The sequence below is a fragment of the Coleofasciculus sp. genome, assembly GCF_046539235.1.
GTDB lineage: Bacteria > Cyanobacteriota > Cyanobacteriia > Cyanobacteriales > Coleofasciculaceae > Coleofasciculus.
Genome location: NZ_JBKHHI010000047.1, coordinates 1 through 24,666, shown reverse-complemented (window position 1 = coordinate 24,666; position 24,666 = coordinate 1). Strand labels below are relative to the sequence as shown.

The 24,666-nt window shown below is 45.2% G+C and carries 21 protein-coding genes and 2 pseudogenes; 12 read left to right on the top strand and 11 right to left on the bottom strand.

All coding sequences use genetic code 11. The features are described 5' to 3' along the window. Window positions 1-41: 41 nt before the first annotated feature. Together ACLFWI_RS06720 and ACLFWI_RS06715 are read right to left on the bottom strand one after the other, a co-directional pair. A complete protein-coding gene (locus tag ACLFWI_RS06720) occupies window positions 42-851 on the bottom strand; it encodes a DUF3598 family protein (protein WP_446412280.1) in 810 nt (269 codons plus the stop codon). Between the two features lie 122 nt (window positions 852-973). After that, window positions 974-1,756 carry an ABC transporter permease gene (locus ACLFWI_RS06715; protein ID WP_446412279.1) on the bottom strand — a complete coding sequence of 261 codons (783 nt, stop codon included), beginning with the start codon at window positions 1,754-1,756 and terminating at the stop codon, window positions 974-976. Between the two features lie 91 nt (window positions 1,757-1,847). Here ACLFWI_RS06715 and ACLFWI_RS06710 point away from each other — a divergent pair, with 91 nt between their 5' ends. The 4 genes from ACLFWI_RS06710 to ACLFWI_RS06695 all read left to right on the top strand — a co-directional run bounded on the left by ACLFWI_RS06710 (window position 1,848) and on the right by ACLFWI_RS06695 (window position 8,787). Further along, window positions 1,848-2,207: a response regulator gene (locus tag ACLFWI_RS06710; protein WP_446412278.1), complete on the top strand. Its 360-nt coding sequence runs from the start codon at window positions 1,848-1,850 to the stop codon at window positions 2,205-2,207. Between the two features lie 243 nt (window positions 2,208-2,450). Then, the gene (locus ACLFWI_RS06705; protein ID WP_446412277.1) at window positions 2,451-3,344 is read left to right on the top strand and encodes a tetratricopeptide repeat protein; all 894 of its coding nucleotides are present in this window, start codon (window positions 2,451-2,453) and stop codon (window positions 3,342-3,344) included. 112 nt (window positions 3,345-3,456) lie between these two features. Next, on the top strand, window positions 3,457-5,400 hold the full coding sequence (locus tag ACLFWI_RS06700; RefSeq protein ID WP_446412276.1) for a GTPase family protein: 1,944 nt from the start codon (window positions 3,457-3,459) through the stop codon (window positions 5,398-5,400). Between the two features lie 156 nt (window positions 5,401-5,556). Then, complete coding sequence (locus ACLFWI_RS06695; RefSeq protein WP_446412275.1) at window positions 5,557-8,787, top strand: patatin-like protein; 3,231 nt, start codon at window positions 5,557-5,559, stop codon at window positions 8,785-8,787. Between the two features lie 55 nt (window positions 8,788-8,842). Here the strand turns inward: ACLFWI_RS06695 and ACLFWI_RS06690 are convergent, their stop codons facing one another. From ACLFWI_RS06690 to ACLFWI_RS06680, 3 genes and pseudogenes are all read right to left on the bottom strand, one after another. Next, on the bottom strand, window positions 8,843-9,487 hold the full coding sequence (locus ACLFWI_RS06690; RefSeq protein ID WP_446412274.1) for a hypothetical protein: 645 nt from the start codon (window positions 9,485-9,487) through the stop codon (window positions 8,843-8,845). A 207-nt stretch (window positions 9,488-9,694) separates the two neighbouring features. Next, window positions 9,695-10,234 carry a DUF421 domain-containing protein gene (locus tag ACLFWI_RS06685; protein ID WP_446412273.1) on the bottom strand — a complete coding sequence of 180 codons (540 nt, stop codon included), beginning with the start codon at window positions 10,232-10,234 and terminating at the stop codon, window positions 9,695-9,697. Between the two features lie 20 nt (window positions 10,235-10,254). Then, a pseudogene (locus tag ACLFWI_RS06680) lies at window positions 10,255-10,635 on the bottom strand (ion channel); the annotation flags it as partial. A 310-nt stretch (window positions 10,636-10,945) separates the two neighbouring features. Here ACLFWI_RS06680 and modA point away from each other — a divergent pair. The 7 genes from modA (at window position 10,946) to ACLFWI_RS06645 (ending at window position 17,688) form a co-directional block, all read left to right on the top strand. Then, window positions 10,946-11,749, top strand: a complete 804-nt coding sequence (modA, locus tag ACLFWI_RS06675; protein ID WP_446406850.1) for a molybdate ABC transporter substrate-binding protein — start codon at window positions 10,946-10,948, stop codon at window positions 11,747-11,749. Then, window positions 11,746-12,486, top strand: coding sequence for a molybdate ABC transporter permease subunit (gene modB, locus ACLFWI_RS06670; RefSeq protein WP_446412272.1), 741 nt, complete (start codon window positions 11,746-11,748; stop codon window positions 12,484-12,486). The genes modA and modB overlap by 4 nt, the downstream gene beginning before the upstream one ends. After that, the gene (locus tag ACLFWI_RS06665; RefSeq protein WP_446406852.1) at window positions 12,419-13,486 is read left to right on the top strand and encodes a sulfate/molybdate ABC transporter ATP-binding protein; all 1,068 of its coding nucleotides are present in this window, start codon (window positions 12,419-12,421) and stop codon (window positions 13,484-13,486) included. The genes modB and ACLFWI_RS06665 overlap by 68 nt, the downstream gene beginning before the upstream one ends. Before the next feature lie 190 nt (window positions 13,487-13,676). Next, on the top strand, window positions 13,677-14,840 hold the full coding sequence (locus ACLFWI_RS06660) for a substrate-binding domain-containing protein (protein ID WP_446412271.1): 1,164 nt from the start codon (window positions 13,677-13,679) through the stop codon (window positions 14,838-14,840). A gap of 160 nt (window positions 14,841-15,000) precedes the next feature. Then, window positions 15,001-16,209 (top strand): MarR family transcriptional regulator, encoded by a 1,209-nt coding sequence (locus ACLFWI_RS06655; RefSeq protein WP_446412270.1) that lies wholly within the window; start codon window positions 15,001-15,003, stop codon window positions 16,207-16,209. Between the two features lie 44 nt (window positions 16,210-16,253). Beyond that, a complete protein-coding gene (locus ACLFWI_RS06650; protein WP_446406859.1) occupies window positions 16,254-17,096 on the top strand; it encodes a mechanosensitive ion channel family protein in 843 nt (280 codons plus the stop codon). Window positions 17,097-17,232: 136 nt separating this feature from the next. Next, on the top strand, window positions 17,233-17,688 hold the full coding sequence (locus ACLFWI_RS06645; RefSeq protein WP_446412269.1) for an ArsI/CadI family heavy metal resistance metalloenzyme: 456 nt from the start codon (window positions 17,233-17,235) through the stop codon (window positions 17,686-17,688). Between the two features lie 136 nt (window positions 17,689-17,824). On the opposite strand, the gene ACLFWI_RS06640 is transcribed toward ACLFWI_RS06645, so the two are convergent. The 6 genes and pseudogenes from ACLFWI_RS06640 to ACLFWI_RS06615 all read right to left on the bottom strand — a co-directional run bounded on the left by ACLFWI_RS06640 (window position 17,825) and on the right by ACLFWI_RS06615 (window position 23,591). Beyond that, complete coding sequence (locus ACLFWI_RS06640; RefSeq protein WP_446412268.1) at window positions 17,825-19,141, bottom strand: permease; 1,317 nt, start codon at window positions 19,139-19,141, stop codon at window positions 17,825-17,827. A gap of 94 nt (window positions 19,142-19,235) precedes the next feature. Beyond that, the gene (locus ACLFWI_RS06635; RefSeq protein ID WP_446410487.1) at window positions 19,236-19,481 is read right to left on the bottom strand and encodes a thioredoxin family protein; all 246 of its coding nucleotides are present in this window, start codon (window positions 19,479-19,481) and stop codon (window positions 19,236-19,238) included. Window positions 19,482-19,682: 201 nt separating this feature from the next. After that, complete coding sequence (locus ACLFWI_RS06630; RefSeq protein WP_446412267.1) at window positions 19,683-20,480, bottom strand: class I SAM-dependent methyltransferase; 798 nt, start codon at window positions 20,478-20,480, stop codon at window positions 19,683-19,685. A 250-nt stretch (window positions 20,481-20,730) separates the two neighbouring features. Next, entirely contained in the window at window positions 20,731-21,978 is a 1,248-nt protein-coding gene (locus ACLFWI_RS06625) for a cation:proton antiporter (protein ID WP_446412266.1), read from the bottom strand. Between the two features lie 30 nt (window positions 21,979-22,008). Next, window positions 22,009-22,371: pseudogene (locus ACLFWI_RS06620) on the bottom strand (class I SAM-dependent methyltransferase); the annotation flags it as partial. 110 nt (window positions 22,372-22,481) lie between these two features. Then, the gene (locus tag ACLFWI_RS06615) at window positions 22,482-23,591 is read right to left on the bottom strand and encodes an N-acetylmuramoyl-L-alanine amidase-like domain-containing protein (protein WP_446412265.1); all 1,110 of its coding nucleotides are present in this window, start codon (window positions 23,589-23,591) and stop codon (window positions 22,482-22,484) included. 295 nt (window positions 23,592-23,886) lie between these two features. Between ACLFWI_RS06615 and tpiA the strand changes: the two genes are divergently transcribed. Then, the gene (gene tpiA / locus ACLFWI_RS06610) at window positions 23,887-24,612 is read left to right on the top strand and encodes a triose-phosphate isomerase (RefSeq protein WP_446412264.1); all 726 of its coding nucleotides are present in this window, start codon (window positions 23,887-23,889) and stop codon (window positions 24,610-24,612) included. The last annotated feature ends 54 nt before the right edge of the window (window positions 24,613-24,666 follow it).

The window sequence follows — 24,666 nt, the reverse complement described above, 5'->3', positions numbered from 1 at the left end:
CCATACTCAGATTTTTCTAGTAATTGCTAGATTTTTCCGGGTTAAATGTATCTGACCCAAGATCCGCGATCGCTATAGCGGCGAATCAGTCGCTGGCGTAGGTTGGGTTCGACTAACCAACCGACTTCTAGAACGAAACTGTGACCGGATTTAATCGTTAGTGGACAGTTAGAAGACGCGCCATCGGGAAGCAGTACCACCTGAACGGGTAATCCACCATCCTGGAAATAGATCATCGCTCCGTCGATTCTAGCACTGGAGGTTAGGGTCTGAACGGATGCACCGACGCCAAAGGTTAACTGTTGAACGAGGCGATTACTGTCTTGGCGTTCAATCGTGAGTTTAGTGGAATAGGTATCCGGCGATCGCAAGTCGGGATAGAGGGTAATGGCTTCACCTTGCCATTCTCCCAATAACTGATCAACGGTTAGAGGGGGACGTTCTGGGGTATCGGTTCCGGCGCGTTTTTCCCGAATTAAGGTTAACTGAGACAGATGAGCGTCTTTATTGTAGAGTTGCACTAACCGTAGGCGGCGATTTCCAGCAATTAAGCCCAATTCAGCCCCAAATTCGGAAAAAGGACCCCACTGCATGGAGCCTTGAGAGAATGCTCCGGTCTCAAAGAATAGCACACTTCTGGCTAAGGAACTGTATTCCAAGACCGTTTCTTCGACAGCGCGATCGGGGGGATAACGGCGAATCACCTGACGCACCGTTTTATTTTGATTGATTCCCTCCAAGCTGACAACCGTCGGCGTATCTGTTGACGGTTCTCCTTGCGGCGAGAAGCGGGTAAACGAACCTTGCCATTCGCCTAGATTTTGTAGTAAACAGTCCCATTGCGATCGCATTGTTATTCATTCAAAACTCGTTCATTGGGTTGGGGCGGGTTTAGTAACATCTGGGTGAGAAAAAAACGATAGTCGTGAAACCCGCCCCTACAGATGCTTTTGGGATCACGTCTCTACAGGTTTTAACTCGACGCACTGGTATAAAACCGCAGGGCAAACCGCCAAAATATACCGGACGCTAACAGTAATCCTAATGCCAGAATCGCTGCACCCACCACCCAGATGAACTCACCGCGACCTAAGATCACCTCGGCGGGTATCGTGGTTAAGAACGCCACAGGGACAACAAAGGTAAAGAAAAATCGATAAACGGTGGGATAAGCCACCATCGGAAAACGCCCTGCTTCCAACAACCCGCGCAGCACTTCAGTCACATTATAAATTTTGACAAACCAAATACTCGTGGCTCCCAGTATAAACCAGAGGCTGTAAAGACTGATCAGACCAAACACCAAGGGAACAGCGCCCAAAAGGTAATCAACCCCACTAAGGTTAAGGCGTTCACCTGCATAAGCTAGGAGGATTCCAGCAAAAATTAAATCGGGCAATCCCCAAGGCGATAGGGTGCGAGATGACAGCCAAAACTGGGAACTAATCGGCTTCAGTAAGATCAAGTCGAGCGTACCTTGTTGGACATGCTGGACAATGCGATTGAGATTAGGACTCAGCAGCGTCGCCGCAAATCCTTGGAGAAGGGTAAAAATCCCCAGAATCACCAAGGCTTCTTCCCAACTCCAGCCCTCAAAGGTGTAGCCCGTGCGGTAAAACAAAAATAACCCAAATAAACTGCCCACTAAGTTTCCGAGACTGCTTAAGGCAGCAATCAGAAAGTTGAGGCGATACTCGAGTTCAGCGGCGAGAGCAGTCCTCCAGAACAACTGGAGTACGTTCAGATATCGTTTCATTATGATTAAGATAGCAGAAATAACCCCTGAGGATAGCGGTTAGGTGAAGCAAAATTGTGACAAAATGTAAATTAAACCGTGAGGATATCCAATGAGAAAAATTTTAGTGATTGAAGACGAAAGCTTAATTCGAGATAATCTCTTAGAACTACTGGAAATTGAAGGATTTGAAGCCATCGGAGCAGACAATGGTCAGGCTGGGGTGGAAATAGCCAAAGAGTTTCATCCGGATGTAATTTTGTGTGATGTGATGATGCCTAAACTTGATGGTTATGGCGTTTTAGAGGCATTGCGTCAAGATCCTAGCACGGCTGACACTAAATTTGTCTTTCTTACAGCCAGTGCCGATCAAATTAATCTGATGAAAATTAGGGGATTAGGCATTGATCATATTCTCAAACCCTTTAATGTGGACAAATTCTTGACATTGCTGCAGCATCAAAATAGTTAAATAACGTAGCCCAAACAGCAGCCAATGCAGAACGCTTAACTGAGATAATTCATGACTGGAGCGATTGGCGCGTTCAAACCGACTATTTTCTAGTCCTTGTCTTCCTTGTCCTATCTATCTACGCCGATCAACTGCAACTGAGTGTAAATTCTCGAAGCAGTTAGCTTTCCCATCAAAATGCAACCATTGGCGCAAAGGACACCAAGGCGTTCATAATGTTCAGTAGAGTTCAAGGAATTTTTTGTGTCTCAAAAACGCAGGGTTTGGGTGATAGTCGTGTTAGTGCTAGCCGTGCTGGCATTTGTGGGTATATCGACGATTCCGCTGTTGAGGACTGTCGTAGAAAGCAATCAGCCGTCTGCTGTTACCACACCGAATGCCCAACCCAGCCTATCCGCCGAACAGCAAAATCAACTCGAAGAACAAGCTAAAGGGTATGAACTGGTTTTACAGCGAGAACCGGAAAATCAAACCGCATTGCGGGGACTATTAGAGACAAAATTACAGTTAAGGGATATTGAAGGCGCGATCGCACCCTTAGAAACCTTAGCTGAACTGAATCCCGACCAACCCGAATATGGGGTGTTGCTAGCTCAGGCAAAAGAACAAACCGGCGATCGCGAAGGTGCAGCCCAAGCTTATCGTCAAATTTTAGCCTCACAACCCGGAGATATCAATGCCTTAAAAGGATTAGCCGCTTTGTATATTCAGCAAAACCGTCCAGAAGCGGCGATTGGTCTATTGCAAGAGACGATTAAAAACGCTGGACAACAGAATCAGACTCAACCGGGTAGAGTAGATGTGAGTTCGGTCAAATTGTTGTTAGGAGAAGTCTACCTGAGTCAACAGCGGTTTACCGAAGCCCTCACCATTTATGATGAACTAATCGAAGAAAATCCCCAAGATTTTCGCCCGGTATTGGCTAAAGCCCTAATTCTGCGCCAACAAGGGAAAACCGAAGCAGCCAAGCCTCTATTTACCACAGCGGTTTCGTTAGCACCGCAGGAGTACAAAGATCAAGTCAAGCAACTTGCCACATTAAGCGAACAGCCTACACCTGCACCAACCGCATCTCCTGATAATAACGAGACACCTGATTTTCCCGAACCGCTTCCGGAAGGGGATGAAAATCCTTAACAGTAGGGTTTGGTAACAGTAACAGTAGGGTTTGGTTACCAAACCCCTACATTGGTTGCCATTTCAATTATGATCGCTATAAGGGAGGCTTTTCTGTGGCAGGTATCAGACAATGGTGCGATTAAAACGGTGGCAGTGGATCGTATTGGCAATGCCGATCGCGTCCATAATTACATTCTTACTTTTATCTGCTGGTTGGCAAATCCACGAGTGGGGAATTAATTGGATCTGGGGTATCTTTATCCTGATCTTCGCGGGTTGGCGTTGGTTGCTAGTAAAATGGACAGGGACAACAGTCGATCAGGTAGAAGCAGCAGTAGCGGAGGTTAGCGATCAACTCGACGCTACCACAGAGGAAACAACTGCCTTACCCGCCACCGATGAGGCGACTCAAAACGCCGAAGCCGCCCTGCAAACGGTGCTGAAAAAAGCACAGGATGATCCGCCCATCTGGGAAGACTGGCAAACCTTTTGGCAACGATGTCAGGAACTTGTGATCGCCATCGCCCATATCTATCAGCCGGAGGCGAAATATCCCTTACTCAATATCTACATTCCCCAAGCTTATGGGCTGATTCGGGGGACAGTGGATGACTTAGATCAGTGGATGCAGAAGTTATCGCCAGCGCTGAGTCAGGTGACAGTGGGACAGGGATTGCAAGCCTACGAAGTGTACCAGAAACTCGAACCCTCCGCCCGCAAACTCTGGCAAGCCTGGAGTTGGGCGCAGTGGGTAGTCAATCCGGTGGCGGCGCTAGCCAAACAAGCGAGTAAGCGTTCGAGTAACCAAGCTACCCAGCAACTGTTGATGAATTTGGCACAGATGCTGCGCGAAGCGGCGTTAAAGAATTTATCTCGACAAGCGATCGCGCTTTATAGTGGAAGTACCCCACCGGGTTCAGCTATCGTCTCCCCACCCAAACCGCAACTCCCCCAGGTAAAAACTCAAACCCTGCGCGATATCCTCGAACAAGCTGAACCGGTAGAAGCGGTTGAACAAAAGCCCGTGAGTATTTTGCTAGTGGGGCGTACTGGATCGGGTAAAAGTAGCCTAATTAATACATTATTTCAGGCAGAACGAGCCGAAGTCGATGTCTTACCCAGTACCGATCGCATCCAGAATTACCACTGGCAAACTCCAACTGGAGAAACCCTGACGCTGTGGGATACGCCGGGATATGAACAAGTCAACCGATCCGATTTGCGGGACTTGGTACTCGATTATGCCACGAACGCCGATTTACTGCTACTGGTAACCCCCGCCCTCGATCCGGCGCTACAAATTGATGCGGAGTTTCTCAAGGAAATCCAAACAGATATTGAAGACTTACCTGCCATTACAATCGTCACCCAAGTCGATCGCCTGCGCCCGATTCGGGAATGGCAACCCCCTTATGATTGGCAATGGGGGGAACGTACCAAAGAAAAAGCGATTCGGGAAGCGACAGAATATCGCGCCCAGAGTTTAGGGAAATGGTGCGATCGCGTCTTACCCGTGGTGACGGCGGATTGGAAAACCGGGCGCACCCCTTGGAATATCGAGGCGCTATCCTTCGCCTTAATCGACGCGATCGCACCTGCCAAACAACTGCGTCTTGCCCGCTTTTTGCGAAACCGAGAAGCCCGTACAGCGGAAGCAGCTAAAATTATTGACCACTATACCTTTCAGATGGCAACGACTCAGGGGTTGGCAGCGTTTCTGAAAAGTCCGGTGCTACAGTTTGTATCCACAGTAACAACCGGATCTCCCACCTTAGCATTTGCCCTGGCTGAACAAATTCCCGTCGAACAGTTACCCGTAGTCATTGGCAAATTACAGATGGCGTATGACTTATTCTCCTTGTTGAGTGCAGGGGATACTCAGATGCAATTCGACTTGCGATCGCTGTGGTCATTATTGCTGGACAATTCATCTTCACCTGATCGCAATGCGTGGGCATTTGGTCACGCTTTGGTAGAATATTGGACACAGAATATGAGTGTTGAACAATTACGCCAGAAGTTTAAGTTTTATCTGAACCAGCAACTGGACTTTGGACAAAAGGAAACGGCTTGAGGAAATAGATCTCAAACCCTTACATAAACATAAGACATAAGACGTAGCTTGCTGCTCAAGGTAAGCGAGTTCTCAGCCGTTAACTTTTATGGTATGAATTAGGAAGTATCCTGGTCAAACACTTTTGTACCAATCACCTCAAGACGCGATCGCACGATGCCTACCTCTAGTCACCCCCTCCAAAAACCTGAATTTCGTCGCGAACATCGCTTAGGACTCGTCGTGTATGGTGGTGTTTCTCTCGCCATTTATATGAATGGTATCTGCCGCGAATTCTATAATGCGGTACGGGGTCGAGGTATCTATAAACTGATTAAAGCCCTAACGGATTCGGATATTGTTGTGGATATCCTCTCCGGAACCTCAGCCGGCGGTATTAATGGCGTGTTACTGAGTTACGCCCTTGCCAATAGCACCAAAGACACAATGGTTGACTTTAAAGAATTTGGACAAATTTGGCGTGAGAGTGGGAATATCCGCGAACTAATGCATCACCCCTCAACCCAGGAAACTCAAAGGGAGTCGGTTTTGGATGGTGCAGGATATTATCAAACAGCCCTAGCCGAAGCGTTTGAAAAAGGCATTTATAATCGCACGGATGCGCCAGATGGGGAGTGGGTTTCAGAGTTGAATGAACTCGATTTATTTGTCACAGGAACTGACATGCTGGGACGCATTTACCAGGTATTTGATGATACCGGTCAAGTCATTGAAGTCAAAAATCACCGCCAGATTTTTCGCCTCAAGCATCGTCAAGGACGCCACGAACCCTTTAATCCGGATAGTGATCCAGCGGATTTAAGTCGGACTCCGGAACAAACCTATCAATCCCTAGCAAAACTATGCCGAATTACCTCATGCTTTCCCGTGGCATTTCCAGCGGTTAATGTAGGTTTAAAGGAAGATACAAATGACGTCGATCAGCGACTGATTCAATGGGGACAATTGGAGAACCGTGACTTACCCGAACAGCGACCGAAAGAGGGGTATCAACTCCATTTTATTGATGGTGGCGTGTTGGATAATCGCCCATTTAGTTACACGATTAAAGATATCTATTTTCGCACCGCTAACCGTCCCGTCGATCGCAAGCTGATTTATATCGACCCCAATCCCGATCGCTTCTTGGCAAATCCCAAATTTAATGCCATGGCGAAGCCTACCACCTGGGAAGTGCTTCAGGATGCGTTAGTTGGACTCCCGACTTATGAAAGCATTAGCAACGATTTGGAGTTAATCCAAGCCCAAAACGATAAAATCTACCGCTATAATAGCTTACTCGCCAGTGTAGAAACAAAAAACCCAGGTCAACCGGGTACATCAAACGAGATTACCGTCAATGAAGAGATTTACCTCCGTAGCCGCCTGATTGGTTTGCGCGATCGCATCCTCCCCCTGATTTTACGCATGGATCAAGGGCAAACCACGGCTTCAGGGACTGATAAAAAAGTCATTTTAGATAAAACAGGACAACGGTTAATTGCGGGCATCATCAGCCCGACCAATAGTCAAGATAAAGATATAATTCTTCAACAAGCTAGTCAGCATATCCGTAATCTGGATATAGACTATGGGTTGAGGAAGCATTTCTACATTATTGATAAGCTATTTCAGCAGCTTGAGAAAACAACCGCAATCGATGAATATAATAAACAGCGATTACTTGTCAGTCGGTTAAATCGACAACTTAAACTGCTAGAAGTAATCCGCTTTACCTTAGATACATTACTCAGTCATCCGCAGGTTAGTGAATCTTTCTACAGTTTACTGGAGCAAAGTTTAGAAAATTCTGACCTTCAATTTCTACAGCAGTGGCGCCAGCAAGTCTATGATCGTCTCTTGCGTTTGCACCGCTTTTTCTTTGATGCGGATGGTTTAAATGACCTGTCTCCATCGAACCTAGACCAAAATCGCCTGGAGTTCGTTCCCGCCAACTTTTTTAAGACATTACCCACCGCGGCGGAACAGTTAGGAGTAGAGTTAAACCAGCTTCAGGAAAAACCGAGGGACTGGTTACCGCAAAAACAGATTTCTAGTATTATGGCACAATTCCAACAAAAAATTCGCCAACTTGATGATGATCCATCGCTCCTCAAGCGTATTTGGTCGGATCAAAAATACCAGGATAGTGATCCGGACAACTGTAGTCAGATGTTTTGCTCCATTCTCTATCAAATTAATCAGGCATCAGAAAGGCTGATTCAAACCAGTAAACTCAACGATTATGATGATATTCTCAATCGTTACCAACAGTTTTATGAATTAGATCGGGTACTATATCCTTTTGAATATTTAACCAATCTTGCTGAAAAAGATATAATTGAGACAATTCGCTTTAGTCCCGATGATGCTCAGCTAGGGTTAGGTAAGGGAAAAACATTAGATGATAAATTGGCTGGGGATACCTTACGAGCTTTTGGCGGATTTTTTAAGAAATCATGGCGTTCCAATGATATGTTATGGGGGCGATTGGATGGACTCAATCGTCTTGTTGAAGCCTTAGTTACTCGTGAATCATTACAAAATTTTCCAATTTTTTTGGCGCGACAAACCCAAGCACAAGGATGTACAGAAGATGAATACTTTGAACAACTGGTTCAAGACTGTTTTCCCGATTCCACAGCCAACACTCGTCAGAAACTCAAATCCCATCTTCGCTTATTAGCTGATCCAAATCTGTCCGATGCAGCGATGCATATTATCTTAGACGATCTGGTTTTAGAAGGTCATCGCTCAATTTTAATGACCGACTTAGAAACAGTGATTGAAGATGAAATCAGCGAACAACTAACCTGGAATCGCCAACGGGTTAAACCCACTGATCCTGATGATGTGGAACGATTACTTGCTCAACTCGGTGATCAACCACCCAGCTATCAACCCGTTCCAGGTTATTTTGAGAAAACGGTGAATACTCTAGCGGCGGCAAAATTAGCCAAAGATGCTATTGGTAGGTTCTCTCCCCAAGCCAAAGAAGACTTCTTTCGCAATCAATACCGGATTGGTAAAGAAACAATTTTAAAAGATATTCCCGGAATTGTGCTGGCAAATCTTGCTACTCGTGCGGCTTTAATCCTGCGAGATATTATGATTACGACTCTAGGAAAGCAACGTGCGAATAAACTTCAAGGGCTTTTAAGCTATCAATTTGTGAATAAATCATTACAACTTGTCTATTGGTGGTTACAATTAAGAAGTCCAGCTGCGTTTCAAAGCCGCAATTTTATCGGAAAGCGACCGCTAATATTAGTTCTACAGGTACTCTTATTACTTATGGCGATTATCAGTGTTGTGATTACTGTCTCCAATTCGCCTATACCCACAGCTATCGCTATCATTGCTATATTATTGTTTTGGTTACTCGGCTATGCTTTGAAAAAGTCTTAATTATTTGTCATTTTTTAAGTAAATGGGAGCAGGAAATTCAAATTCAAAATTTATTTTATAAGTGCCGATTTTGTAACGCTTTCATTTCCTGTCGCACATCGACAACAATCTGTAACGCTTCATTCAGTAAACGACCATGTTCCGTGGCTTGATCACTAACTTGTAAAGCTGTCAATGCCATGAGATTATTATCAAATAGTTCAGAATTATATTTGATAAATCTGGCATTTTCTCTCAAAATTCGTTCAGTTTTCAAGGCTCGAATAATATCGTCACGGGTTAGCCGAAGTGCCTGAATGACTTGTCCCCGATTTTGTAAGCTCACACCCGGATTGCCGACGGCTTCAATTTTATCATTAATATCAATGGCTTTAATCACCCGATTAAATCGGTTGACATCTTCAAAGAGTCTGACTAAATTGCGACATTTGCGGCTAATGGCAATTTTGCGAATATCGTTTAAGAATAAGGTGATGGCAAGAATGGAAGGGACAGAAATTAATAACTTCAAATGTTCCGGAAAAACCTGGATCAGCACAAACCCGGTTAAACTAATCAGTAGCATAATCAAAAGGGTTTTAGTAATCTCCGCGATAAATTTGGGTAGAGTTGGCGGTCTCAAGACGGTATCAACGCTCACTCCACTCAAATGTTTGAGTTCTCCTGGGGTAATTTCGAGTCCCTGTAAGTCAGGTCGCATCGTGGGTATGATAGTTTAACTTTAGCGATCCGGGTTCGGCTTAATCAGTGATACACATAGTTGTATCTTCCTCTGTATTAGCACAAATGAGGACAAGGGAACAGGGAACAGGGAACAGTAAGGATTTGACGCTTGTTAGCATTTCTTCGTACAGCGGACAGAATTTATGTCCAGGTACTTGGCTACGATTTTAGCTCGATGCAAAATTCAATGGTTAATTTTGGGAATATTACTCAGTGCAGAAGCATCAGTTAGTTCTGCCGCCGTTTCCTTTTTGACCACAGCGATTGTTCCGGCTGATTCCATTACAATCGCTTCTACGTCTTCTAAAGAAGCAATTCTGTTTTCACGCACGGCTGCTAATAATTGTGCTTGCGTTACCCGTTGCGCTTGCATGGCTTTGCGTAAAAATTGACCTCGAAAGTAAAGCAGTGAGGGACTTGCTGTTATCAAGTTGTCGAATGGCGATGAGCGAACAGTTAGCCATGAAACCAGGTATTGTAAGAAAATTAGCGTAAAGAATGCCGTGACACTTTCCGCTAACGATACGCCTTTTGCCGTAATTAATCGTCCCAGGGTAGAACCGATCGCAATCGTAATTACAAAGTCAAAGGCATTCAACTGAGCTAACGCACGTTTGCCAGATATCCGCAGCAAGATGATTAAACTGACATAGGCTAAGGTTCCGACAACAACGATGCGGATTAACGGTTCAATACCTCCATAAAAGAAAACAACCTTGTCCATAATAGATAATGATAGTTGATTTAACGTTTTTGATTTCTGAAATCCGGCGCACTGTCTTCTTTCGGAGATGCACCATGATAGCGGTGCAACACGGGGTAAGCAAGCTGTTGTTCGGTTAGTGTACCAAGTTGTGATGACATCGACATTAATTGCAAATCTAGTCCAGGAAACCCTTTGCCATCCCAGATGTTCAAAACGAACTCTTCGGCAGAATTCCCTAGTCCGGTAATTTGACTAGCCAACGATTGCTTAGTCGTCACGCCTCCAATTACAGATAGTAAAAAGCTAACCACCATCGTAATCAGCAACATACCACTCAGCGTTGTGAAGGAAGTAGCAATCTCCCAACCGCCACGACTGGGATAGATATCACCGTTGCCCATCGTTGAAATAGTAAAGGCAACAAAATAGAACGTTCACCGCGCCTTTAATTACCCACTAGTAAGACTTCAGTTGTGCGTATTTTTGCCTCAAGCGCAATTTACCGAATCTAGCAAAAGACATAAACATGAAATGACTGCCAGCCCGTCGAGGGGGGCGAGCGTTAGCTTACTCTGACGCTCCTGTCATCGCTACAGCGTCGCTCTCCAATTGCCCTGGTGAAGAACTCTAACAATGTAGGTAAAGTTACAAATCAAGTGCAAGTATTCTGGCAAAGTATCTATATTACTTGCGTGTTTATGGTTTCACTCGCGCAAATGTGATCAACTTATGAGAAAACGGCGATGGTTTCTGGGATTGAGCTTAATGACGCTGTTAGTAGCGTGCGGTTTGTCTGTGGTTAACCAAAAATCCCTCTCACCGTCACCTGGAGTGACACTCACGGTGGGAGCGGCATCTGATCTGCAATTTGCTTTTGAGGAGATGGGGAAGCAGTTTGAGCAGGAAACGAATACAAAAGTTGTGTTTAACTTTGGCTCAACGGGGCAACTCGCCCAACAGATTGCTCAAGGTGCGCCGATGGATTTGTTCGCTGCCGCGAATAAGGCGTTTGTGGAAGACTTGGATCGGAAAGGGCGAGTTATTTCTGACACCAAACAAATTTATGGGCGAGGACGGATTGTGCTGTGGGTGCGGCAAGACAGTCCGTTGCCAATTAAGCAGATTCAGGAGTTGACTAATCCAGCAATCAAGCGAATTGCGATCGCGAATCCAGAACACGCGCCCTATGGCATTGCGGCAAAACAAGCCTTGGAGTCGGTGGGGATTTGGGATGAACTGCAACCCAAATTAATACTAGGGAAAAACGTCAGCCAGACTTTACAGTATGGTCAAACTGGCAATGTGGATGCAGCGATTGTTGCCCTATCCCTGGCAGTGGTTACGCCCAATGGACGCTACGAAATCATCGCCGACAACTTGCATCAACCCCTCGATCAAATGCTGGCGGTGGTTGAAGGAACACCCCACGCCAAGCAAGCGCGGCAGTTTGCCGAGTTTATTAATGGTGAAATAGGCAGACCCCTGATGGGGAATTATGGCTTTATCCTGCCAGGGGAGGAACCAATTCAATGATTTGGACTCCATTGATTCTATCGTTACAGGTCACTGTTGTGGCGAGTTCCTTAATCTTCGTCTTGGGCTTGGGACTGGGTATTGTCTTAGCGCGGACTCGGTTTCCAGGGCAAATTTTTGTTTCGACTCTGCTGAATTTACCCCTGGTGTTGCCTCCTAGTGTGGTGGGATACTTGCTGCTGCTAGCGTTGGGGCGAGGTAGTCCTGTTAAGGAGTGGTTGGGTATTGATATTTTGTTTACTTGGCAGGCGGCTGCGATCGCATCTACTGTTGTAGCTTTACCCCTAATGGTAGAATCCACCCGCGCTGCGATCGCCAATGTCAGTCCAGAACTCGAATATGCCGCTCGTACCTTGGGTTCATCAGAGCTAGAACTTTTATGGCGCATCACGATCCCAATTGCCTATCGGGGAATTTTAGCCGGATTTAGCTTAAGCGTTGCCAGAGGTTTGGGTGAGTTTGGTGCCACGTTGATGGTTGCAGGTAGTATTCCCGGGCGGACACAAACCTTACCCCTAGCGATTTACGATGCCGTGCAAATGCAACGGTATGGGCTAGCGAATGGAATGGTACTGATTATGAGTGCGATCGCGCTTGCCATTCTCTGGTGGGTACGCCATCTGGAATCCGTTCAAGCTCACCGTACTGTGAAACCCATTGCCAATCACCATGACGCTGATCGTAGACATTCAGAAGCGACTCCCCCACTATACGCTGAACGCTGCCTTCACCGTTGAGCGAGAACCTCTGGGTATTATCGGGAGTTCGGGGTCTGGCAAAAGTATGACGTTGCGTTGTATTGCTGGAATTGAAACACCCACAAAAGGCACCATTGTTCTCGGCGATCGCATTTTGTTCGACTCTCGCAAAGGCATTAACCTACCGACACGCGATCGCCTAGTTGGTTTCCTGTTTCAGAACTATGCCCTCTTCCCCCACCTCAGCGTTGCGGAAAATATTGCCTATGGACTCAAAGGACTCTCAAAAATTGCCCAATCTAGACAAGTATCCACTCAATTGGAAAAGGTGCAGTTACTAGGATTTGAGCAACGTTATCCCCATCAGCTATCCGGTGGGCAGCAGCAGCGAGTTGCTTTGGCAAGAGCCTTAGCTACAAACCCAGAATTGTTGCTTTTAGATGAGCCTTTTTCTGCCCTTGATCCTCACCTGCGGAGTGAATTGGAAAAACAACTGATTAAAACCTTATCTGATTATCATGGATTAACATTGTTTGTCACCCACAATTTGGAAGAAGCCTACAGAATTTGTCAAAAGCTCCTCGTTCTTTCGGCAGGAAAAATTGTGGGATATGGAGAAAAACAAAGCATCTTTACTCGACCTGGAACTCTGACAGTTGCTCAACTCACTGGATGCAAAAATATCTCCCCGATTCAAAAGATTACCTCTTATGCCCTAAAAGCGTTGGACTGGAACTGCACCCTAACAACCTCTGAACCCGTTTCCGATACTGCTGCTTACGTCGGAATTCGTGCCCATCAACTGACCTTTTCTAATAATACAAACCGAGAGAACACCTTTCCCTGCTGGCTAGCGTGGACGAGTGAGACGCCGCACCGGATGACAATTTTTATCAAACTCAATACTCCTCCGAAAAATAGCGAAGATTACCATCTGCAAGCAGAGGTTTTTAAAGAGAAATGGAAACAACTTGAACATCGCCAGTTTCCCTGGTTTGTCTGTTTAGATTCCTGGAAATTATTGTTGCTTAATCACTAAGAATTTTGGCTGAAACCACGAAGTATTTTAACCTTGATTGGTTGTGCTTAAGCTACCCTAATTTTCACAGTCAGTTGTGCAACCAAATCGTATTTCACTAACTCACCAATTACTCTAACGATTTCTTCTGCGATTGCCCTTACTTAGAATCTGGTAATGTGGATGCAGGGTAAGCGAAGTGTGAGATAACGTGAAGCAAGACAATAACCTTTGCAATAACTTGAAGCAAACCCGCATTCGTTTGGGCATGAGTCAGCAAGATTTAGCCAAGTTTGCGGGAGTGTCTCGTCAGACGATAAGCGGTGTGGAATCGGGACAGTATGCCCCATCTACTACCGTAGCGCTGCGGTTAGCAAAGGCATTGGGTTGTCAGGTAGAAGATTTGTTTTGGCTCGAGCCAGATACTCCTGAAATTGAAGCCATTCCATCTGAGACGATGCCGACGGGTGAAAAGCTACGGCTGAGCCTAGCACGAGTGGGGGGACAATGGGTTGCTTATCCCTTAATTGGCAATGATGGGTTTCGCCTAGAAATGATTCCCGCCGATGGAGAGGGCGATCGCCAACCTGACTCGACAACGATTCGAGTTAAACTGTTGGATGAACCGACGAAACTGCATCACACCGTTGTCCTAGCCGGTTGTACTCCAGCACTTTCATTATGGGCACGGGCAACCGAACGGTGGCATCCTGGCTTACGAGTTCACTGGACTTCTGACAACAGCATGAGGGCATTACATCGTCTGTGCCGAGGCGAAGTTCACATTGCCGGGATGCACTTGTATGACTCTAAAACGAAACAGCATAATGTTCCTTTCGTGCGTGCCGCTCTCAAGGATACGACGGCGGTTTTGATTAACTTGGGGATTTGGGCAGAAGGCTTGTTGATTGAGTCTGGTAATCCTCTCGGACTCAAAACTGTGGCTGATCTGGTACAACCAAATGTTACGATTGTCAACCGAGAACAGGGAGCTGGAAGTCGTCAATTGTTAGAGCTCACGCTTCAGCAAGCAGGTATTCCCTTTGAAGCAGTGAAAGGATTTGAACAAATTGTCTGTGGTCATTTGGCGGTAGCGCAAGCCGTGGCGACGGGTAGAGCATCTGCAGGAGTGAGTACCGCATCGGTAGCAACGGCGTTTGGACTTGATTTTATTCCTCTACATCGTTCTCGATATGACTTGGTGATTCTTAAACCTTATTTGGAAGAAGCCCCGGTGCAACAGTTACTCAGCACATTGGGGCATCGACGAGTACTGTCTCAACTTGAGGCGTTGGGAGGGTATGACACCAGTCAGACGGGGGAAGTCGTGGCAACAGTTGAACCAAAACCGGTTCTTCCGGACTTATTATGCTAAATTGCCTCAGACTACGCCCAAAAACTTTGCTAAGCAAGGTTTTTGGGCGTTATTTTGAGTTAAATTAGACTGTTGAGGTACAAAGTCACGGTATAACTCGATCTGAAGCCATTTTAACTAACAGTTTGGCTGAGGCAAGTCCGGAAGAACCAGAAACCTGATGACTCATTCTTTAGTTCACTCAATTCGGCAAAAATTTCAGTCGTGGTTTACCCAGGCGCAAGCCGCAGTAGCAATCGAGGATGAAGAGGTTGAGTTGCCCGATGGGATTCAGACTCAACTGTGGCAAAAAATCCAGGCAATCCCCTGTTGTCAGGTCTATCAAACCACAGTGCAAGAGGTGATCACCGCTGGGGTTGAAAACTGGCAACATCACCTGGATGCCGCCAATAGTTTGATCATTTTGGGCAGCCCCGTAGAACCAATTGCCAAAATTTTGAGCGATAGTCTGCAATCCTGGCACAATCCCCCCGTCGAGGTATTCACACCTCTACCTTGCCGAATGCGCCCTCATGATCCATTAATCATGTCTCAACAAATTGAGCAAGCCCTGCAAGCCTACCCACAGATTGAGGTTAAAAATCCTAAGGATACTGACGATTTGCTTGAGGCAAACTCCCTGGCTGATCGAAAAACATTGATGATGATTCCCTGTCTGGATCAATGTTTTCTGCGCTGTATTGGGGGTTGGAATAGCATTGAATACTTACGAGACATGATCATTGATAATCCCAATTGCTTTTGGGTTATAGGCTGTAACCATTGGGCTTGGGATTTTCTGGATTTTGTCTGCCAGATTAGCGCCTATTTTAGCGAGGTGAAACCATTACCGGAACTAGATGGAGCGATGATTCAAACCTGGTTAAACCCGATTGCCAAAACGATGGTTGAACCAGACGCGATAGAAGACTCAGAAGATAATCTTGGTCAGGCATATTGGAGAACTCTTGCCAGTCAATCCTCTGGTGTTAGTAGTATTGCCTTTGGCTTATGGCTAAATAGCTTGCAAATCGAACGCGATCAACTAGAGGATGGTAATTTATCTCAATTGAACTTGAGCGAGACAGAGACAACCAACAAAATCCCTTTTACCTTACGTCAAACTAAACCCACATTGCCTAGTTTGCCACCATTAACGGGGATTGACCGCTATTTACTTCATTCGTTGCTAATTCATGGGCAGATGAGCCATGTCCATCTTGCCCTGAGCTTGGGTGAACCCGAAAGCCAAATCCAAGCTCGGATTCAGGAGTTATTGCGAGCCGGGATACTAGCTAGCAGCAATGGCATGCTATCAGTACGTGCTGCCCATTATGCCAAGCTGAAGATTGAATTGACGAATAATAACTTTTTTGTTGGCGAGGATTAACCATGAGTTTATCGGGTTTTGAATTGATCAGTTTTGTTCAGGCAATGCCGACGTTGTTGGCACAAATCGAGGCATCGGAAATCTTACCGCAACGAGTTCTTACTAATATTACGCTGCAAAAAATTTTTCGTTCTCTCGTCGTTATTTTGATCGCTTATGGGAGCATGTTTGTCATTCAGTCGCTCACTAGCTGGATTTCAGAACGAGTTCCCCGCCGCTTCCGATTATTGATCAAACAATCTTTGCCCTTTTGGAAAGGGCTGATTTTGATCCTAACGTTTTCCTATCTCCTGAATCTGTTTCTGAACTTGTCTCAGGAGAATCTCCTCGCATTGACAGGCACGATCGCTATTGCCCTGGGTTTTGCCTTTAAGGATTACGTGAGTTCGATCATTGCAGGAGTAGTTGCACTGTTTGAAGCTACCTATCGAGTGGGCGATCGCATTCAAATTGAAGAGCATTACGGTGAAGTGATGGACTATGGTTTGCGTGAAATTCGACTCAAGACTCCTGACGACAACATTGTCTCTATTCCCCACAACAAAATCTGGACTGAAGCTGTCTCCAATGCCAACAGCGGAGAGCTAGAAGCTCAGATCGCCACTGACTTTTATTTTGCTCATACTGTAGATGCTGAACAAGTCATCCAGATTCTGTACCAGGCAGCTTACAGTAGCAAATATACGCAGCTAAAGCTTCCCATTGTCGTTGTCATGCAAGAACAAATGTGGGGTACTCAGTTCAAGCTGCGGTCTTACCCAATGGATGCCCGCGATGAATTTATCTACAAAACCGATCTGATTCGCCGTGCCAAGCAAGCCTTTGCTCGCCAAAATTTACCTTACCCAAGGTTATCAGGTATCCAAAACAATGACAGTTGCCCCTGAGCAGCTAATGTTGAATATTGACGAATATCGATATAACCGACTAAGATGTTGATCATCGAACAAAACCCAAGGTCTATCCTAAATATCGAACATCATCGATTTTAAATATAAACTCTAACTTTTTCGGAGACGAACCATGACTATATTCAAAACCCATGTTGCACTCAATGTTACTGATATTGCCAAGTCTGTTGCTTTCTACCAAGCAATGTTTGGAGTTGCTCCCATTAAGCACAAAGTCGGTTATGCCAAATTTGATTTAGAAAATCCCGCTCTCAACCTGACCTTAAATCTAACCCCAACGGTACAACCATACGGGGCATTGTCCCATCTAGGAGTTCAGGTGGGCAGCACCGAAGAGGTTCAATCAGCGATGCATCGTTTTGCCCAAGCCGGTTTAAACCTGTTTGAGGAGAAGAATACAGACTGTTGCTATGCTATCCAAGATAAAGTCTGGGTGAGTGACCCAGATGGTAACCGTTGGGAAATCTTTGTGGTGAAACTAGGTGATACCGCGCCCGAAAAAAATATTTGTACAACTGACGTGAAAACGACAACTGAATCTAACGTTGTCAAGCCATGCTGCGCTTAGAGATGTTTTTGGAGACAGGAAATAACTATATTGTGCTTGGCTTTTATGTCTCCAAAAGCTGGAGTTTATATCAACTAAACTTGATTCATTTGAGTATAAAATTAACTCCACTTACAGTTAAACTTCGTCAATCAGATTAACCAAAAAATACCCCATAAACGATACCACTAATCGTTGCCATCACAACAACGAGCAACACAAACACTACCGTTTTCTTCGTTCCCATGATGTTGCGAATCACAAGCATATTGGGCAAAGATAAAGCCGGACCAGCGAGTAACAATGCCAAGGCTGGACCTTCCCCCATGCCACTGCCAATTAAGCCTTGTAAAATCGGAACTTCAGTGAGGGTGGCAAAGTACATAAATGCACCCGCAAAAGAGGCAACAAAATTAGATAGCAGCGAGTTTCCACCAACGGCTTGCGTTACCCACTCCGAAGGAATTAGGGCTTCTTGCCCAGGACGCCCCAGCAGCGCACCGGCTACGAGTACCCCCATCAGTAATAGGGGTAAAATCTGTTTGGCAAAGTCCCAGGATGAGATAAACCATTCTTGAGCTTCACCTTTAGTTGTGCTAGTGAGCCAAGACAAACCAACAACGCCCACCGTAAATGCAATCAGTGGCTCTTGCGGGAATTGTAAGGCTAAAACGAGTGTAACTCCAGCAATTAGGACAACTTTAGCAGCGGGAATATCTAACCAAAATACTAGAATTAGTGCTAATGCCAATGCTAATACTCCAGTGATCCACCATTTGATTGCATAAATGGATGCCCACAGACCAACGGTTGTATCAGGTTGCGCCCAGTTAGCAAATATCAAAATTCCCACCATGACGGCGAAAAATAGAGCGTTTTGCCATAGGGGTCTAGTGACTTCTGGTTCCGGTAAACTTCCTTGGGCTTCAATCTTTTCCAGTTCTTCTTTGCGGAAGATGAAATCCATTGCTAGTCCAATGACAATACTAAACACAATTGCACCAACCGCTCTAGCAATTCCCAGTTGTAATCCTAATATCCGCGCTGTTAAAATAATCGCTAATACGTTAATGGCTGGACCCGAATAAAGAAAAGCCGTAGCTGGACCCAATCCTGCACCCATGCGATAAATTCCAGCAAATAGGGGCAATACCGTACAAGAACAAACCGCTAGAATTGTGCCGGAAACTGATGCTACCCCATAAGCCAAAATCTTATTTGCCTTTGCTCCCAGGTATTTTATCACCGCATCTTGGCTAATGAAAACCGCGATCGCACCAGCAATAAAAAAGGCTGGAATTAGACAGAGCAAGACATGTTCTTGGGCATACCAGCGAACTAAATACAATGATTCAAAGAAAGCATTTCTCAGGCGCTCTGAGTTCTGAATTGCCTCAACAGGTAGATAAAAGCACAGTATAAAAACTGCTACTATTACCGCTAGGGGCTTCCATTCCTCTTGCCAAATTTTCATCAAACTATCCTCCTGGGTATCCGGAATTAGAAGGGGAAATAAAATGATGAGTAATCAGCAGCCAATCCCGGCTATTCATTACCCATCATCTGCATTACTGAACGGACAACAATGATTGAATTTGCTCAGGCTCAATCAGTTTTCCTTGGCTGACTATTTTGTCATTAACTGCTAGGGCGGGAGTTTTCATGATACCCCGTTTGACAATTTCCATTGTGTCCGTAATATGGAATACTTCTGCTTCTAAATTGAGAGCAGCGATCGCTTCCTTAGCATTGGCTTCAAGTTGGTGGCATTTCTTGCAACCTGTGCCTAAAATTTCGACTTTGATCCTATTCATGATTTAAGACCTGTTCAACTGCATCAATGCTAAACCTTATACAGGGGTATAAGGTCAAGAGGTTTTTCACAAGTTCCATGAAGCTGTGTAGTAATTCACTCTCTTAAAGCCACCCAGACATAGTCCCTGGGACAACTAAATCCCACAGACTATAGCCACAATTGCCGCGATCGCATGGTTGTAACAGACAGTTACTTGCAACTACCTAACCTTTTGTCCGACGATAATCAATGAGTAGGAACCGTCTATATCTTCGACTGTTGGGTAAGCAAGGAGGTAGGAAAGGTGACGAACGATTTCCGGGGAGTGTAAGCTGGAATAATCTCCGATGCGCTGTCGAATCGCTCGATGCTTTAAAAGTTGAGATTCCCGCTTAAACAAAATATTTGACCAGGCTTGACCAACTCGATAATTAACCCTAAACTTATTTTTTTCGAGTAAATTACAGAGCGATTTATAACTAAAAAGTTGCTTATGATAAGGATTTGTTGGTAATCCAGCTTGATCACGCGGTTCATATAAAACATTGGGAACTGAGCAAATGAGAAAGCCTCCTTGTTTTAACAAGTGAGCAAATTTTGACAAAGCACGAGCTGGATCAACAAGATGCTCTAGAGTTTCAAAACTTGCGATCGCATCTAGAGAAGATGGGCGCAACCCTGAAAATCCATCGGAAGCATCTAGATCGTGTTTGAGTAACTGAGTCTGGGAGCTATTGCATTGCTGCGCCGCGCATTCTAGGATTTCAGCATTAAAATCTATCCCAATAACCCTAGAGGCAATTTGTTCTAATTCTGGCAGTCCGTAGCCGACCCCGCAAGCAATATCAGCCACACAGTTCGGCTTAAATGGGCGTAAATAGTCTGCTACAAACAAATAGCGACCGAGATGTTCTAATTTAACCCATAGATTCTCATTTTCTAAATCAAAGGGGTCAATATAGTCTTGCCCAAAATTCAAGTCGGTAGAAATTTTTCTCAACTTTGACTCCTTTTTCATGAATTGGGTGAGTGATGCTATTCGCGCCGCTCTAGCTGTGCAGCAGGTGAAGTTAGTGGAGTTGCTTATGGACTGAGCTTACCTAAACGTGCATCGACACAATAAGCGACATTCATCTAATGTCCTAATGATCCTGGCGACTGCTATATATAGCATTACGCATTGAGGTTAGGACAATAAAATTGGGTGAAAAGGCAACAGGCAACAGGCAACAGGCAACAGGGGAATTTCCTAACGTATCCCGGTAGTGCTATAACTCATATTTTTGCTTGTACCAATTCATTAAAGGAGTCGCACTAATTCCATGTATGATGATAGATATTATAACAGTTATGGAAGTTATCCAAGCAATTTTTGTACCCAACTCCCCCTCTAAACTCTTGCCAAGAGCATAGGAAAGATAGTAGAGAGAGCCGACTCCTCGAACGCCAAACCAACCAAATAACCAGCGGGTTGTGGGGTGAAAGCTTGAGCGAGGTGACTTGGCAAAACCTAAGTTTGTTGTGCTAATCCAAGCACCTAAAGGTCGAATAGCAAAAATTAATAACCCGGCGATGATAAGGGCTTCGCCACCAAATTCAATAATTGGCTCAATTCGCAGTATAGAACCTAATAAGAGAATCGTTCCCACTTCCATCAATTTTTCAAGTTGTTCGGTGAATTCCAGTTGAGAAAGTCGCCGATTATAATGAGAATTAGAATAACTCCGCTGTACCATTAACCCAGCCACAAATACCGCTAAAAATCCGTAACCGTTAATGATTTCTGTTAGCGCATAGGTGATTAAAATAATACCCAGACCAATAAAATCCTCCATTAACGCATCAATAGATCGAAATTTTTGGAGTTGCTGCTTAATCCCCATAACTCCCTTCCCGACCAATATCCCCATACCAATTCCCGCCGCGATCGCCCAAATTAAATCAACAATAATCCATTCCTTTAACCAAGTTTGCCAATTATTATTTTCTAACCAATAAAGTCCAAAATAAACAAAAGGGAAAGCCAGGGAATCGTTTAATCCTCCTTCAGAAGTTAGACCAAATCGCAACTCATCTCTATCTCCTATATGTTCCAGTTGGACTTCTGATGCCAATACCGGGTCAGTTGGTGCGAGAATTGCCCCCAACAAAATAGCGGCTCCCCAGTTCAGACTCAATAACCAATGACTAATGGCGGCTATGGCAAAGATTGAAATGGGCATGAGAAAAGCGATCAGCCGAATTGTTGAACTCCAAGCTCTTAGTCTCAGAGGGCGATTCATTTTTAAGCCACAACTAAACAGAGAAACAATCACTACAAATTCTGTAATGCGCTCCAAAAGTTCGGTGCGGGGCTGAATTTGAATCAGATTAGTCCCATAGGGACCGAGAAAAATGCCAACAACTAAGTAAATGATAGCGTAAGAAAGAGGTAATCGCTTAATCCAACCTGAACCCATTGTGACCAATAGGAGTAGTAAGCCAATAACCAACAATTCAAGAATGTAGATATCCACGTTATTACTATTCTATCTGACATATCCCCTTTAGAAATGCACGTTGTAAAGCTTAAATAACTCTCCTGATAACTGCTTATCTACCCTGGCTCCAGCCGCATTGATTATTTTTCTCCATTCAGCTAAAGGCTCTAGAATTACCTCTGCACCCAGTTCAGTTTCCAGAACTGCTCAGTCTAAAGCCCAAGGTTTTTCTAAGTCAAGAATATCAAAAACGAAATGACCCTCTGGTTTAAGTACCCGCTTGACTTCATGCATTACCTTTAGCCAGTAATTAAAGGGATAGTAGCAACTCCAACCTGTGGCAATGACTAAATCGAATTGGGCATCATCGTAGCGCAACTGCTGCCCACTGCCCAACTCCACACCTTTAAACAGTTTCGAGTTCAGTTGAAACAATCTCCACGGGCAGAATTTGCAGATTGAGTAAGTTGCCTATAGCTTAACATAATGCCGGAGCGATCGCGGAAGATTTATCGCAACTGCTACCGTAGCGCGTTGGGTTACAGGGGGTTGGGACGAACCACTAAAATACCGATCGCGTTCTTGATATTGCCCACATACTGGTGTAAATCTTGAGAAATCGTCACTTCTCCGGCGGGTGAGGCATGAATCAAACGAATTCTGCCATCTGGCTGGCGCTCAATGAATCCGGTATGGGTGACATCCAATCCAGGAATATTCGTGGCGATGCCGATAATATCTCCGGATTGTAACTGATCATAGTTACGGTGAATCTGATCGGTGGGAATATAGTTTAAGGGAACAGCATCAAGCTGAGCTTCCATCTCTAAAATACAGTGGTAATTCGCCTGATTATTCACGAGTTGAGGATAACGGTGTCGGTGGGTACTCATGAAATTTAGTTGCTTATTTAATGGGATTCCTCCCAACTCTTGGGTAATATTTTTGACAGTTTCCCGCTTCTCGTTGTCATGAATCCAGGCGGAGAAATAATGCAAACGGCTACAATAACCATTGAGTTGACCATTCTGATAACGCTGATCGCGAATATGATTAACAAAGGTTGGATAGGAATAATCCTGTCGTGCTACAGTTCGTGCGATCGCGAGGACTGTTTCCACAAATAGCACACAGTCAAATGCTTGAAGCGTCACCACCAAGGTTTCGTCTGGCGATTGGTCTAATAAGCCTGCCTTATAGGGTGTCCCCACAAATCTTTGTGCGATCGCCTGTATAATATCCGTCATCGGTTGCTGATGCAGGTGCTGGGCAATTACCCAGTTCATGATCTGCTGGAACTGTTCCCTCTCGTCTGATACAGGATTCATGGATTCTGAGACAGTAACATTTGAAGTATCGGTCAGCAAGGTCTGGGAAGGGGGAAAAATCAAAGCCTCTTTTCTGGTAGGAGAGAGGTGTTCTACATCCGGTGACAAGTCAGAATAATCTATCAGTTCCTCGTCCTCTGCTTCCCAGACGTAGCAAGGGGCTTCTGTACAGACTTCCCCTCCTCTAGAAGCATCCTCAGCACGATTTGCCGCTTCAGAAACTGGAATAGAATCATAGTCCTGAGCTTGAAAGGCAAGATCTGACGTAAAACCGCCAGAAATTGCCAATCCCACAAAAGCCCAGCCAAACATTGTTCTCATCTTTCCTCCTACTTCCCCGGCTTAGAAGGGCGGGTTTAGTCAAATTATCGGTTTTCTTCATTAAGGTTATCGGTAAAATCAGCCCCTACCCCCCGAAAAGACGCGCCTGCTCATAGCCACAGTAGAGACGCGCCATGGCGCGTCTCTACAAGCAATGGCGCGATCGCTAGACCATTGATGCAGTAGGAGTTAGACAAGGATTGTCCCCCTAAAACAGCTAACTTGGGTCTGTCAATTGCGCCTCAAGGCTATAAACTGAAGGATGCATCAAGATTGAGACGATTTTATTTAAGCTGTGCGAAAAATAGTCATTGCCGGTAACTGGAAAATGTTCAAAACTCAAAGGGAGTCCTCTGAGTTTTTGCAAGAATTTATGCCTAAGCTGGAGCAAACGCCCTCAGAACGGGAAGTTGTTCTGTGTGTTCCCTTTACAGACTTGGGAGTGATGTCCAAAAATCTGCACAATAGCCGGGTGCAGCTAGGGGCGCAGAATATCCACTGGGAAGACGAAGGCGCTTTCACCGGGGAAATTTCTGGACCAATGTTGACCGAACTCGGCTTGCGTTATGTGGTTGTCGGTCACAGTGAACGGCGTCAGTATTTTGGTGAAACGGACGAAACCGTGAACCTGCGCCTCCTCGCCGCCCAGCGTCACGGGTTAATTCCGATTCTTTGTGTCGGTGAAACAAAGCAACAACGGGATGCTGGAGAAACGGAATCTCACATCAGCCAGCAACTCATAGAAGGCTTGGTGGATGTGGATCAGCAGCAACTTGTAATTGCTTATGAACCGATCTGGGCAATTGGCACAGGGGATACCTGTGAAGCTGCAGAAGCCAATCGGATCATGGGTTTGATTCGCTCTCAACTGAAAGTTGCAGATGTGCCTATTCAATACGGGGGTTCGGTCAAGCCGGCGAATATTGATCAGATTATGGCGCAATCTGAAATTGATGGGGTGCTAGTCGGGGGAGCTAGTCTAGATCCGGGGGGATTTGCCCGAATTGTCAATTATCAGTAGTTCATTGTTGATGGTTCATTGTTGATGGTTCATTGTTGATGGGTCGTTTGTCGA